Annotated in this window: 9 protein-coding genes; 6 read left to right on the plus strand and 3 right to left on the minus strand. The window is 44.0% G+C overall.

The features are described 5' to 3' along the window. Window positions 1-82: 82 nt before the first annotated feature. Together FE810_RS14775 and FE810_RS14780 are read right to left on the minus strand one after the other, a co-directional pair. Window positions 83-724, minus strand: a complete 642-nt coding sequence (locus tag FE810_RS14775; RefSeq protein WP_138321025.1) for a YitT family protein — start codon at window positions 722-724, stop codon at window positions 83-85. A gap of 585 nt (window positions 725-1,309) precedes the next feature. Next, window positions 1,310-6,658, minus strand: coding sequence for a S8 family serine peptidase (locus FE810_RS14780; RefSeq protein ID WP_246037073.1), 5,349 nt, complete (start codon window positions 6,656-6,658; stop codon window positions 1,310-1,312). A 660-nt stretch (window positions 6,659-7,318) separates the two neighbouring features. Between FE810_RS14780 and FE810_RS14785 the strand changes: the two genes are divergently transcribed. Further along, window positions 7,319-9,139 (plus strand): DUF885 domain-containing protein, encoded by a 1,821-nt coding sequence (locus tag FE810_RS14785; protein ID WP_171022390.1) that lies wholly within the window; start codon window positions 7,319-7,321, stop codon window positions 9,137-9,139. A 147-nt stretch (window positions 9,140-9,286) separates the two neighbouring features. Here FE810_RS14785 and FE810_RS14790 read toward each other — a convergent pair whose 3' ends face one another. Further along, window positions 9,287-9,955 (minus strand): PEP-CTERM sorting domain-containing protein, encoded by a 669-nt coding sequence (locus FE810_RS14790; protein WP_138321027.1) that lies wholly within the window; start codon window positions 9,953-9,955, stop codon window positions 9,287-9,289. A 534-nt stretch (window positions 9,956-10,489) separates the two neighbouring features. Between FE810_RS14790 and FE810_RS14795 the strand changes: the two genes are divergently transcribed. From FE810_RS14795 to FE810_RS14815, 5 genes are read left to right on the plus strand one after another with little or no spacing between them, the layout of a single operon-like run. Beyond that, entirely contained in the window at window positions 10,490-11,539 is a 1,050-nt protein-coding gene (locus tag FE810_RS14795; protein ID WP_138321029.1) for a potassium channel family protein, read from the plus strand. Then, window positions 11,532-12,188: a YjfK family protein gene (locus FE810_RS14800; protein WP_138321031.1), complete on the plus strand. Its 657-nt coding sequence runs from the start codon at window positions 11,532-11,534 to the stop codon at window positions 12,186-12,188. Before FE810_RS14795 ends, FE810_RS14800 begins: the two co-directional genes overlap by 8 nt. 18 nt (window positions 12,189-12,206) lie before the next feature. Next, the gene (locus tag FE810_RS14805; RefSeq protein ID WP_138321033.1) at window positions 12,207-12,623 is read left to right on the plus strand and encodes a DUF350 domain-containing protein; all 417 of its coding nucleotides are present in this window, start codon (window positions 12,207-12,209) and stop codon (window positions 12,621-12,623) included. A gap of 23 nt (window positions 12,624-12,646) precedes the next feature. Further along, the gene (locus tag FE810_RS14810) at window positions 12,647-13,255 is read left to right on the plus strand and encodes a DUF1190 domain-containing protein (protein WP_138321035.1); all 609 of its coding nucleotides are present in this window, start codon (window positions 12,647-12,649) and stop codon (window positions 13,253-13,255) included. Between the two features lie 2 nt (window positions 13,256-13,257). After that, complete coding sequence (locus FE810_RS14815; protein ID WP_138321037.1) at window positions 13,258-14,424, plus strand: glutathionylspermidine synthase family protein; 1,167 nt, start codon at window positions 13,258-13,260, stop codon at window positions 14,422-14,424. Window positions 14,425-14,515: the final 91 nt, after the last annotated feature.

Raw genomic sequence — 14,515 nt, forward strand, 5'->3', positions numbered from 1 at the left:
TAAGGGCTCCGGTTTTATTGATATTCTTCGGGTTATCTCGCATCTGTATTGCAAATCGATTGCGAGTAAGGTCAGAAAGAAACTAGGTGATCTGATATCGACCTGGCTTGTGGTTTAGGGTTAGCATTAAATTTACCGCAACCGCACCAACGACAGACAAGACGATTAGGTTTACCGGCATAATAAAGAATGCGGTGATCAGAATTGAAAAGTCGACGCCCATCTGAAATTTCCCAGCACGAATACCATACTTTTCCTGTAAAAATACCGCCATAATGCCTACGCCACCGACGCTAGAGCGGTGACGGAAAAAAGCCAGTACGCCCATGGCAATTAAAAATCCGCCCATAATTGAGGCAAATAATGGATCAATAGAGTTTAATTCCACAAACAGATACAAATAGTCGGATAAAAAGGACACTAAGGCCACGGACAAAAAGCTGTTAATGGTAAACCTGGGGCCCATTTTCATCCAGGCGAGTGCATAAAATGGTAAGTTGATGACAAAAAATGACATACCAAAACTCAGCGATGAAACCTTAGATAAAATGAGCGCCATGCCGGCAGCGCCACCGGTAATGATGCCTACCTTTTCAAATAAAAGTACGCCCATCGCGATTAGCAACCCACCGCAAATATACGCAAGGAAGTCTTCAATCAAAGAATGGTTTTTTTTCGGTGCCGGAGAGCTATTGATCTCTTCTTCACGAGTTAATGCGGTCATTAAGTACAACACAGGTTAGGAAAAACGTGCGAATTATATAAGTAATGTAATTGAACTCAAAATTTTTAGAGTAATTATTCTTAATTTAATTACATAAAAACTTCAATTATGGAAAGCAATGTTTACTTTTATGACAAGTTTGCAGGAAAAACCTCATTTTTTGTAATTTTCAAGTCAAATATTACAAAGTATCGGCTGTTCCGTCATCATACCGGTTATGCCGAATGACAGAGCAAGGTGTGAACGAAAGCTGTCTTGGGGTACTCCCATTTACGTCATTCCCAGACACTACTGGGAATCTAAAGCAAAAGCAGATCCCCACTTTCGTGAGGATGACGAAGTCGCCTCCTAAAAACCAGCCAAGGCTAAGGTTTGTCGTTCCGTCATTCCCAGACACTACTGGGAATCTAAAGCAGAAGCAGATCCCCACTTTCGTGAGGATGACGATTTCAGCCCCAATTTTACACATCTAAGTTTTTGCGCGTTAACCCTGCTTAAAACAAGATTAACGCGCAAAAAAAACCGGAGCATTTGCTCCGGCTTAGTCAATTTATGAAAACAGAGTTATCTGTTTATCATAGATAATTACTTCATGCGACGACGCATACCAGCCATAGCCAGAAGCATCAATGCTAAGTAACCTAAAGAACCACCGCTCTTCTTCTTCTTCTTCTCTTCTTCTGGATACTGACAGCTGCCATTATCAGAGTTTGCATTAGTGTCGAAGTTAGTCGCGTTAGAATCAGTACAACCTAGTTCTACGCCATCAGAAACAACATTTAACATAAAGGTCGTGCTTGCTTTATCCATTGGGTTTTCAACGTCCGCAACGGTTACCGTTACTTCTGTCATACCATGGAAGTTTGCAGCAGGAACAATGGTAATGCTTGAACCTGACTCATGGTTTTCAACGATACCTGAAACGTTGTCACCAGAAACGATGATCTCATTCACAGTTGATAACTCAGAGTTATCCGCATAAAACACATTGACGTCAACAGAATCATTTTCGGCAACTTCCATATCCGCAATCGCAACTAGTTGGATATTTGAAGGTGTCGCTAATGTGTGCTCCATTGCAAAGTCACTCATGCCATCAACCGCACTGGTCGCCGTCATAACTTGATCAACACCAATCGCGTCACGCTTAACTTGAGTCCAGATAGTGACTTCAAATTGTGAAGATTCAGGACCATAGTAGTCATAGCAAATGATCAAATCGTCATGAAGTTTGCTGTCTAAGTCATCAAAAGCGAACTCTTCAGCCAGGTAACCACCTTCGATTGGACCGCGTGAATAGATTGGACCGGTAAAACCTTGCAAACCAATTGCACCACGACCGTTTTGACTACCAAAGTCGATATTATCATAAGCAAAATATAACTCATGCTCATCTTGACCATGGCGAGTATTGACGTTGAATATCACTTGGTAATCGTAGCGATCATCTTTTTCGTTCCAGATGTATGGACGACCTGGAGCAGCAAAGTCACGGCCACCGTAGGCATAAGAGCGTGCGTTATCGACTTCAATGATACCCCAACCCGTTTGCGTGCTGGCCAACGTAATACCGGCTTTTTCACTGTATGAATTGATCAATGGTACTGACATCATTTCAGATCCCGTATTCATTGCACCAATACCTACACCACGCCATAAAGGTCCTACCGACTCATAAGGGAATGAGTTGTAAGGGAATCCTAAGTGATATGGCCAGAATGTTGGTTGAACCCATAAGTCAAACAAACCATTACCACGCAAGTTGATGGTATTTTGAGGGTTAACATTCAAACCGTCGGTATTGTTATATAGATGCCAAGAATCGTAACGACCGTTGAATAGTAGAGATACCGGCATTTCAACACCACTACGGTATAGAATGTTGTTATCACCTACTGGATTGCCGTTTTCATCAACACCTGAGTTAAAGCCGCTGAATAGTGGCGCAAAACCGAATTCTTCCAGGTCAACATAACCGCCAGGGTTTGAGTTACCAAAGTTCGGCATACGACACATTTCATCATCAACATTGGTTGTTTGGATGTAGTGTGGCGTGATACCCGCGGTATCTGGTTGAACACCCGAAATTGTGACAACAGTGCCGTCAACAGTAACATCAGTCACAATATCACTGTTAGAAGAAAACACATCTTCTGCAGTAAATTGTAAACCTTCAGGCATATTCGCGATGATGGTAAATGCACGATCCGCGCCTGTGTCGTTCGGTTGAACTTCAAACGTATAAGGTACGATATCGCCAGAACGAGCTTTGGTTTGCGGTACATCTAAATGTACATCGTCAACGCCACGTTCTAATTTGAATGCTACTTTACCAACATTACCTGCATTGACTTCTGACGTTCCAAAATCCAATACTGAGTAATAGATATCGCCTTCCATCATGTCAGGCATGTTGTAGTTTAAGGTAGCGCTTACGGTGTCTTGACCATCTGTCGGTTCAACATGCAATGACATGTCTGATGCAACAGTGTCGGTAACGACAGCAATCGCATAACTGAACACTTCATCAGCCATATCTGGATAGTTTTCTGTCCAGTTAGGTGCCTGACCTTTTAAGTCACCAGGATTGTAGATTACTGCCCAGTATGTGCCTTCTTCCGGGTTATTGATGTTACAGAAGTTGTTGTACTGGATGTGATTGGATACACAAAGAATTTCTTCGAACGGATCCGCTTCACCATTACCATTGTAATCCTTACCCACATAAACAAGGGCATTACCCTTATCTAGTGTACCTGTTAACTCAGACTCAAGCGTGCCCTGAGTTTCTACCATAAGACGCTTAGCGCCTGCTGGTACGTCGATCATTTCAACTTTAGTCGCTTCATCGATACGGAAAGATGCAGGAACATCATCCGTATTTGCAGACCATGGGAAGTAACCATCATCATCTTTTGGAAGTGCTACGGTTTTCACATCTGCTTTAACTGGTGCGTAAACACGAGTATAAGGGTTGTCCAGCGAAGGCAATTCAAGACCATTGAACTGGAAGCTACCGTCATTGCGATGAGCAACGGCTCGAAGACGTGCCGGCATGCCATTTTTCGAAAACTTAAATGCCACCGGAAGATGAACTTCAGTGCTGGCATCGTTAACTTCCGTCAAGATAACATCAGAGTGTAATTCCACTTCTGCATTAGAGAACCAATCCTGGGTATCCATGATTGACGCTTCAAATACAACCGTTTGCGTTTCACCAGCTTTCAAGGTGAACTCATTTGGCGTCGCTGAAATGTTCACACCGTTTTGCGCAGACTGCTGGCGAACATCAAAGTTCCAGTTCAACACATCGGAGTTATCGACAGACCAAGTACCGTCTTTAGTCGCTTTAAACGTACGCGTCCATTGACAGGTTGGCTTACATTCAAAATTAACTAACTGAGGAATGTTCAGGCGATGCACCTGACCACCATTACCCGGATTCGCTGATTTAAAGTTTTCAATGGTTTCGTCCATGACAAGACCGGTATCGATTGCTTCAGCAACATTGATACGACCTGCACCTGCACGATACGTCGACGCAGTACCTACATCACCATTTGCTACATTCAGGCGACGATAACGAACTACATTATCCGCCGTTAACATCAGTGCCGATTGCACTTCTGTTGGCGTCCAATCAGGATGAGCCTGACGAATCAGAGCCATTGCACCAGCAACGTGAGGAGAAGCCATCGATGTACCGCTAATAGCGATATAGTCGGTGTTGCCCATGTTACCAACAAATGGATGTTCATCAGCGTACGCTGCGTAGATATTCACACCTGGTGCCGAGATTTGCGGAATAAGCATTTCCGGTGTTGATGTGCTTGGTCCACGAGAAGAGAATGGTGCTAACCAATCGCCGTTTTCTTCGTCATAGTCATTGAAAATGGACGTTTTACCAATGGTGATCATATGACCTTTTTCGGAATAGTGATCAATCCAATCTTCAAAACCGTAGTTATAACCGTCTTCACCATAGGTCGTTACTTCACCATCCCACTGCTCGCGGGTTAGGTGAACGGATGGTAAGTCGTAGGCCACGATTGGTGTGCTGTCACCCTTGGCGTTGTTGTACATGATAAAACCATCAGCACCACCCGCTTTAACGTTCGCCACTTTTGCCGTACGGGCAATACCGTTTGGATCGGTTAGGCTGTTACGCTGACAAACTACAATTACGTTAGTTTCGCCTTCGGCAGCACCGATAATTGGTGTGCCATCTTTATAAAAATCAAAGGTCCCGGCTGGATATTCAACACCACAATAGCCAGAGTAGTCTTTGGTTCCGTCCATTTGTTCATAGTCTTTTGCCCAGACAACAACACCAGTAAGTTCGGTGTCGTTGATCGAGCCACCTACACGGCCAGTCTCGCTCCACCATGGAACTTCAGAACCTAGCGGCGCATCCATATCATCGTTGGCGAACCCAGCGAAGGTGATTGGCGTATCAACTTTTGTTACACGATCGTGTGTGGTTGCAGCAACCGATGCTAACCAAGGTGATGCGTGATCGATTGAACCAAAGAATTCTCCGGCACCATTACCAGCTTGGCCACCATTACCAGCGGCAACAGCGACGTTAATACCGGCTTCGCGAGCGGCTAAGAAGCCTAGCTCTACACCATCATCCCAAGGAGATGTGCTGTCCTGTCCACCGATAGAAAAGTTTATAACGTCAACGCCATCTTTAATTGCATCTTCGATACCACCAATCATCGATTCCCAAGGACAACCTGCATAACCGGCATTATTCGATGCATGACATACCTGATAAGAAACAATGTTCGCGTGCGGTGCAACACCTGACAGGTTGAACATATCTTCCTTAACCAAAGCGCCGTCAGCTGGCATACCGGTATATTCAGGAAGAACAAAATCTACATCGTTCAGGACGTTACCCGCGGCAGTACCCGCTACGTGAGAACCGTGCCCCTGATAATCTTCACCAATTGCTGGAAAACCAGGAATTTGTGCGGCAAATGCATCGGTAATCACGTCATAGGTGCGAATACCGATAAGCTTATCGTTACACAGGTCTTCATTACCTGCATCCGCACAAGCACCAACGTAAACACCAGCACCCCAAGGGTTTGTATGGTCATAACCATCATCACCAATGTCAGCAAATGACGGGTGATCGGAGTTAATACCGGTATCGATGATACCCATGATGATGCCTTCACCTTTATACTCTAAACCCTGTTCGGTAGAACCAGTCCAGATTTTATCGGCACCAATTTTTTGTGGACCTGCATCAGTGTGCAGTTCATAAGTTTTCGCGCGATGCACGAATTCAACCTGCGGAAGTTGAGAAACGCGTTTAGCTTCTTCTTGCGTCATTTCAACCGTATAGGCATTTACCGCTGTGGTGAATTGCTTACGTACGGCTTTTGAACCGACAACACGGTTCATTTCGGTAATTGCGGCTAACTGTTTGTCCTGAAGGTAGTTGGTATATGCAACAACGCGTTCGGTCGTTGGCTTACCCGCTTCATACAAACTAGTTACACCCATATCGCGGCTTAATGTTTGTACATGTGTACCTGCAAGGCCGTTAACACCGCCCGTATAAAGAGCAGTTGGTTTGTCGGTTAATCGAACAACGTAGATGTGCTCACCGGTAACATCGGCTTCTTCAAAAAACTTCGCACGTTGGGAGTTAACCTGAACGTTTAATCCATCATTTTCCAACATCGAACCTGCAGAGGTTTGATTATTGGTACCTATTTGTAACTCGTTGATCTGCTCCTGGGTCAGATTTGGCGTACTCAACGAATGAATATCATTCGTTGGCGCTAAACCTGCAGCAGCGTACATTGAACCTGCGCTATATAACGCGACAGCTAATGCACTTGTAATGCCGTTTATTCTCACCTTAAAACTCCAAATGTCGTTATAATTTTTATCGCCACTTTTTCTTGGCTGCATAACATATAACCCGATTTGACTAGATGATGTGAGTCTATTTATGTAGCATTTTGTAGCATTAGTACGCAGCAGGCGGATGAGAAGAATCGCAGGCAAAAAGAATAATTATGTAACGAATATTTGGGTTTCAGATTCAATAGCAATCACGATGCGTTGAGATACATTTGAAAATCCATTCTCGAATAACAATATCCGGGACCTAAAACACATTCCACTTTAGCTACTCGGAACAAGCAATAATCAAGGAGGTTTTTAAATTCTTATTGAAAACCGTCCTTCCCGGCTAAAAACCTTCGCACATGGAATGTTCAAACAAACAATGGAGCAGCCAAAACACAAGGCCCACGATAACTTACACTATTATCGGATCGACGTCAGACGCGAGAAACGAGCGACTGCCCCTCCATAAGCCCAAGTAAAAACCCTACCCCACCCCTCTGAACGCTTGCATAAATATTCATTTATTAAAAAACAAAAATTGCCTGCGCTTCAGCCAATTCAAGGTGATTTTTCAACCGTGGCAAGTCGCATTAAAAATCATCACATTTGGTAAACATCTCTAGACCTGATATGTTAGCAATTGACGTTTAATGCGGATAAAAAAAACCTGTGAACTTCACGGAAAATAACAATAAAAATAACAAATTAACGGGAATCGAGATGATTAAATCGATATTTAAATGGTTGGGCTTATTGCTGCTCACACTGATAGTTTTGGCGGGCAGTTTTGCCGCCCACGAATGGTATGCGAAAAAGCCTTTTACGTTTCGAGCGTACCTTGACCGCGCCATGATCAAAATGGCTTTTTCTGATCCGGAAACTCTGACCTCCCTGGGCTTTTTGGAAAGCGTTGGCATCAAAGGCCACAATGCACACCTAGATGATGTGGACCCGAAAAATTCAGAGCAGATGTTCGAGGAATTAAAGGTTTTTCGTGCAGGGCTTAATCAATATGACGATGCAGACCTTGACCGTCAGCAAAAAATGTCAAAACAAATTGCCATCTATTTAATGGATCTTGTTGCTCAGGCGGAACCATTCAAATATCACTACTACCCTGCCAATCAACTATTTGGCATTCAAAATGGCTTTCCGAGCTTTATGGAAGCATCGCATCAGGTACACACACTGGAAGATGCACAAAACTACAATTCGCGGTTAAGCGAGTTACCAAGAAAATTCGAACAGTACCTGCTGGATCTTAAAATACGCGAAGAGCATGAGATCATTCCCCCACGTTTTGTTATCGACCGCATACTGGAAGAAATGCAGGGCTTTATTGATACACCGGCGAAAGAAAACATTCTCTATACATCCTTGGTTACCAAACTCGAAGCTGCAGAAGAGATTAACGCCGAGCAACAAAAAACGGTATTGGTTGATAGTGAAACGCTGATTAATGAATCGGTTTATCCAGCCTATCAGGGGTTTATTGATTATTTTACCGAACTGGCGCCAACAGCGGGTACTGATGACGGCTACTGGCACCTGCCCAATGGTGATGAAGCTTACAAATTGGCGTTAAAGTTATTTACCACAACCGATTACAGTGCTGAGTATATTCACACCTTAGGTTTAGAAGAAGTCGCTCGTATCCAGAGTGAAATGATGGCAATTTTCGCCGAACTCGAGGTAGATACATCCGCCGGTTATACCGCGGCAATGGCAGAATTTTCCGCTCAGGATAAGTTCTATTACGAAGACAGCGATGCAGGCCGCGCGCAAATTCTCGAAGATTATCAAACCATCCTCGATGAAATCGATGCCGGGCTCGATGGCGCGTTCAATATTCGTCCCAAAGCGGGAATGGAAGTGGTTCGAATTCCAGAGTTTAAAGAAAAAACCTCGCCAGGCGCCTATTACCAGCAACCCGCATTAGATGGCTCACGTCCGGGACGCTTTTTCGCCAATCTTTATGATATTAAAGCGACCCCGAAATTTGGCATGCGCACCCTCGCCTATCATGAAGGCATTCCAGGTCATCACTTCCAAATCGCCATTGCTATGGAACTGGAGGGGATGCCGTTTCTGCGTCGCTTTGCACCATTTACAGCGTATACCGAAGGTTGGGCATTATATTCCGAGCAGGTGGCCTGGGAACAGGGCTTTCAGGATAATCCGGAAGATAACATTGGCCGCTTGACCGCTGAATTATTTCGGGCGGTGCGCTTAGTTGTCGATACCGGTATTCACCATAAACGCTGGACCCGTGAGCAGGGCATTGAATACATGGCCAACAATACTGGCATGGCTGAACGCGATGTGGTTGCTGAAATCGAGCGATATATCGTTATGCCGGGTCAAGCAACCGCGTATAAAGTGGGCATGATCAAAATTTTAGAATTACGGCAAAAAGCCATGGATGAACTTGGCGATAAATTTGATATTCGCGACTTCCATGACGCGGTACTGAAAAACGGCGCTGTACCCTTGAGCATGCTGGAAGAGATTATTGACAATTATATTGAAACGAATAGGTAAGGGCTAGGTTTCAGGAAGCTGGTGTCAGGCAGAGTTAACATTCTGCCTGACACCTTTCGACACCTTTGTCACCTTTCGACACCTTTGACACATACAAACAAAAATGCCCGCTAAGCGGGCATTTTTATCATCTAAACTTGATTGGGTTTATTTACGAAATCGCGCTAACCCGAGAATACCTAAACCAAACATTAACATAGTCGTTGGCTCAGGAACCTCCTGCGGAGGCTCGTTCGGAATTCGCATTACCGTAACTGATTCAATATAGCCCGAGAAGTTAGTGCACCTAGGCGTTCTAAGAGTACTACACGAATCTAACCCTCTAAACGCAAAATACTGGCCATTTAACCCTGCACCCGTTAAATCAGAACCTGCATCGACATCGTAGTCTACGGCATTAAAAGACTGACCATTGATGCTAAACATGCCACCTGAAACGGTTTCTGTATGATTACCATTTACCTCAACATCGATAAGCATAACTGGGACATTAAACGTAAAGTGAAGTAACTCGCCTACGGACCAGTTATCACCGTTCGGATCACCATTCACACCTAAACCAGCAGTATCGGGGCGAAGATCCTGAATCACTTCACCATGGCTTCGAACAAGCAAGTCGACAGAGTCACAGACAAAAGTTAAACCTCCTTGTCTACCTGGGTCGCCTAATTTATCTTGACGGCCTTCATCGAATACAAATTGAATTTTTCCGTCAGGTGCAGCACATACACTAACACCTGGTGTGGATGCAGCGATAGATTGATGGCTGAATAATAAAGCGATTAGGGCTAAACCGCCTTTGAAGATATATTTCATGTTTAGTTTCCTTGTTAAATATTTTATTAGTATTTTTCTGCTTTAATAATTCTCCGTAATACTTTCCATTTAAAGCAACCTGATAACGCAAGATTCACGCCAAAAGTAATAGCTTGCCCTTAAAGCCATACGTGTAAAGGGTTTCACAACCGATGAAAAATAATTTACACAACAATATCAACCAGATAACAATTTAATGTTAAAAAATCTGACACTGGTTTTAATGAGTTACGACGCACCTCATGTCTTACAGCAGGGATCCTAAGTGAATCCAGAACAGCCGCAGGTAAGTTCTCCTTATCGATGGATCAATCTGCGATATTTAGCCAAAGTCCCCCTGACACACCAACCATTAATGACGTTTGAATTATTTTGAATCATGGCCACTCTCGCTACATTCCATTTTTGCCGGATAAATTGTAAGTTTTTTTGACACTTGCCACTGACCTCCTTTACATCCCCCTTTTCCCTGATAAGATGGTGACAAAATATGTCAGACGCACATTTCGGATACACGAAAAACCAAAACAATTAATGTCAATATTCTTACGATTAAAACAACTTTTCCTGCGTCAGTTGCTGCATCTTCCCTGGCAAGGCGTTGTGCTACTAACCTTGTGCTACATTGCAATCAGCTACGCTCTGTTACTGTTGAGTGGTGAGCATGATCTCATCAGTGATGAAAATTTCCTTTATTACCTGATGGTTACCGCGTCTACAGTTGGTTACGGGGATTTTTCACCACAAACGGTGGCGGGCAAATACGTCGTATCTTTGTTTGTGATCCCGGCAGGATTAAGCTTATTTGGTTTGTTGATCGGCCGGGTCGTGAGTTTTTTTTCGGAGCAATGGCGCAAAGGGGTGAAAGGCTTGAAAACACTTAATTTTGATAATCACATTTTGGTCATTGGCTGGAATGAAGCACGCACGATGCAGCTCTTAAAACTGTTAAAACGTGAAATGGACTTTCACAGTGAAAAGCAACCTATCGCCCTATGTGTACGAGCGGATATTGAAAACCCTCAACCCGATGAAATTGGCTTTGTGAAAGTGTTGAATTTCACCAGTGATGAAGAAATGGATCGTGCCGGTATTAGTAATGCCAGTTGCATTGTTATAGACACCCAAGACGACGATGTCACCATGACAACAGCGCTGTATTGTACGTCGAAGAATCCTGATGCTCATACGATTGCTTACTTTCAGGATGACCAGCTAGGAAGCTTGTTAAAACAACATTGCCCAAACATAGAATGCATGCCATCGGTGGGGGTTGAATTGATCGCAAAATCCGCAGTCGACCCTGGCTCGAGTTTATTGCATCATCAGTTACTCGATGTTGCGCAGGGCATGACCCAATACTCATTGAAATATCGGGGCGCAACCACACTTCAGGTATCCGATATCTTTCTGGCATTAAAGAAACACTATCAGGCAACCTTGATTGGTATTTCCCCCAATGGCTATGATTCATTGCAACTCAATCCAGAACTTGGACAATCGGTTGCGCCACAAAGTACGCTTTATTACATTGCGGACGAGCGTTTAAATAATATCGACTGGAATTTATTTACCAATGTTTAACTGGTTTAAGAAAAAAAACACTAAGGTTGCAGATAAAGCTCCGGAAGTCTTAGGCTTAAGACTGGGTGGCGCGTTTGATTTGGACACCATAAAAATGACCTTTATCGAGCCCGAACTGATCATTGATGGTGCTGCAAAAACGCAATTTATCGAAGCTGTCGGTGTCGTACAACTCGACCCACAAACAACCGTTTTACGGTACTATACAGATGACGAAGGCTACATTCAGATACTTGTTCGCGGTAGCATTGCCAATGGCAGCCTTACGGATGAAAATATAGAAGATGTTAAACTGATGTATTTTTACGACACCAAAGGCATCGCCAATGACAAAGACTGGGACAATGCATTAGATCGAGATATCAGTCAGCCAAGTTTATATTTGCAAGGACATACGTTTACCCGAGTATGGCAAACAAGCGGGGAAAGTTCGCCGCCTGTCGCAATGACCGAAAAAACCTACGCCAAAGATGGCAGTATTTGTGAAACCGACCAATTTGCGATGTTATATGAGCGTCAGTTTAGCGATCAAAAATTTGAATATGCCATGTTGATAGGTGAAGAAAAAATCATAAACAATCAACATGATAGATGTCTGGTAACCGTTACTGGATTTGATTTACAACCATCCGATATTTATATCATTTAAACTTTTCAGGAAATACCTATGGAATCTGTTACCCAATTGCTTGCTGGTCTTGGCAGCTTTGCGCTTTACTTTTTTATCAGCCTGGTCATGCTGGTTGTATTTAAATGGATTTACGCGTTTGTCACCCCACATGATGAGTGGCAATTAGTGAAAGAACAACAAAATACCGCTGCCGCTATCGGCTTAATGGGAGCGGTTGTCGGTTTTGCCATCGCCCTATCTGGCGCGATCACCAACTCTATTGCATTATTGGACTTTGTTGTCTGGGGCGTTGTCGCATTGATCGCACAAATTCTGGCGTTTTTTATTGTACGTCTAGTGTTTATGCCAAAAATTGTCGAACGTATCATCAATAATGAAGTCACTGCGGGCATCGTTTTGGCTGGCATGTCGATTGCCGTTGGTCTGCTAAACGCCGCTTGCATGACCTACTAACCCTGCCCACATAGGACGATAATATGAAACGTAGTCAGTCGATAAACTTGAGCAGGATGCGTAAGGTATCTACCAGCAAATTGGTAAAACCCTTAGCTGTTGTTGCCGGAGTTACTACCTTAACCGCCTGTGGCAATGATCAAGAAGCCATTGTTTATAAAGATTTAGATCATTGTATAGGCAGTAATCCAGAGCTTGAACAGCAATGTGAAACGGCCTATCAAAATGCTCTGAAAGAAGCCCAGCAAAGCGGACCTAAATACCCAAGAAAGCCATTGTGTGAAGAGGAATTTGGTAGTGGACGCTGCTATCAATATTCAATGAACAATGGTCAGAGCGTATTTGTACCATTAATGGCGGGTTTTCTGTTTTCGCAATATATGGATAATCGCTATCGCTCTGCTCCTCTCTATACATCTTATAGCTACCACTCGCCGTTTTACGGTTACTGGTCATCCGTAGATGGGCACAAATATGGCCGTGCCAGATATGGAAAAACTAAGGTTAATAAAAAAGCGTTTGATGCAAAACCGAAAGTTACCCGAACAATTTCCCGCGGCGGTTTTGGCTCGAAAGTGGCCGCTAGCTCATCATTTAGAGGCAGTTCTTCTCGCGGCGGCTGGGGCGGTTAATTTTGATCCGTTTTCCTACTCCTGAACGACCTCAGTGGCAAGAAAAAGCCGACCAGTTCGGCTTTCATTTCCATACTATGTATGGCGAGCCCTATTGGGATGAGAGTCATTATTACCAGTTCTCTCTGGAGCAAATCGAACAAGATCTCGAACAACCCACCGAAGCGATTCATCAGCTTTGCCTAGAGGCCGTAGAGCGGGTCCTTAATAACAACGACCTACTCGCCAAATTCCAGATACCAGAGGCTTTCTGGGGATGGATCAAATCCTCCTGGGAGAATCGTGACCCATGTCTGTATGCCCGACTCGATCTGGCATACAACGGCACCGCGCCGGCAAAACTCTATGAAAACAATGCCGACACACCCACCAGCTTATATGAATCAGGGTTTTGGCAATGGTTATGGCTGGAAGATAAAGTCAATCGCGGTGATATTCTTCGCAATGCCGACCAGTTTAATAGTCTGCAAGAAAAACTGGTACATCGCTTTGCACAGCTAAGAGCTGCTAACCCGGACGATACCTTACATTTTGCCTGTTGTCAGGATACCGATGAAGACCGCGGCACCGTGCAATATTTACAAGACTGTGCCGAAGAGGCTGGTATTGAATGCAAGTTTGTCTTTATCGAAGACATTGGCCATGGCGAAGGGGATGTTTTCACAGATTTAGACGATCAGGTAATCACCTGGATGTTCAAACTCTATCCCTGGGAGTTTATGCTGCGAGAAGAGTATGCGCCGTTACTGCTAACGAGCAATGTAAAATGGCTAGAGCCACCATGGAAAGCCATTATTTCCAATAAAGCGATTTTGCCTGTTTTATGGGAGATGTTTCCCAATCATGAAAACCTATTGCCCGCCTATTTCACCGAACAAGAAGCAGAACAACATTTAAGCCGTTATGTGAAAAAACCGATTTTTGCCCGAGAAGGGGCTAATGTCAGTATATTTCAGGATGGCGAGAAGATCGTAAGCTCCGATGGTCCATACGGCGAGGAAGGCTTTATCTTTCAGGACTATTACCCGATGCCGAAATTTGGCGACGACTATACGCTGATTGGTTCTTGGTTAGTGGATGAAGTGGCGAGTGGTTTGTCGATTCGCGAAGACAAGGCGCTTATCACTCAGGATTTGTCCCGGTTTATTCCTCACGTTATTGTCGGATAACGTGAGTCTCACCGCATCTTATACCAATCCCATTAAGTTTGTGCACAACTCAGAGTTAGGGCAGAGGTTCAGTTACAACATAGATTTCGTT

Source organism: Thalassotalea litorea (genome assembly GCF_005843925.1).
In the GTDB taxonomy this organism is placed as follows: domain Bacteria; phylum Pseudomonadota; class Gammaproteobacteria; order Enterobacterales; family Alteromonadaceae; genus Thalassotalea_A; species Thalassotalea_A litorea_A.

What these genes read in the sequence shown, in the direction of transcription:
- FE810_RS14800 (WP_138321031.1), top strand. Translation starts at nt 11,532, where the DNA reads ATGTTTAACTGGTTTAAGAAAAAAAACACTAAGGTTGCAGATAAAGCT.
- FE810_RS14775 (WP_138321025.1), bottom strand. Translation starts at nt 724, where the DNA reads ATGACCGCATTAACTCGTGAAGAAGAGATCAATAGCTCTCCGGCACCG.
- FE810_RS14780 (WP_246037073.1), bottom strand. Translation starts at nt 6,658, where the DNA reads ATGCAGCCAAGAAAAAGTGGCGATAAAAATTATAACGACATTTGGAGT.
- FE810_RS14785 (WP_171022390.1), top strand. Translation starts at nt 7,319, where the DNA reads ATGATTAAATCGATATTTAAATGGTTGGGCTTATTGCTGCTCACACTG.
- FE810_RS14805 (WP_138321033.1), top strand. Translation starts at nt 12,207, where the DNA reads ATGGAATCTGTTACCCAATTGCTTGCTGGTCTTGGCAGCTTTGCGCTT.
- FE810_RS14795 (WP_138321029.1), top strand. Translation starts at nt 10,490, where the DNA reads ATGTCAATATTCTTACGATTAAAACAACTTTTCCTGCGTCAGTTGCTG.
- FE810_RS14790 (WP_138321027.1), bottom strand. Translation starts at nt 9,955, where the DNA reads ATGAAATATATCTTCAAAGGCGGTTTAGCCCTAATCGCTTTATTATTC.
- FE810_RS14810 (WP_138321035.1), top strand. Translation starts at nt 12,647, where the DNA reads ATGAAACGTAGTCAGTCGATAAACTTGAGCAGGATGCGTAAGGTATCT.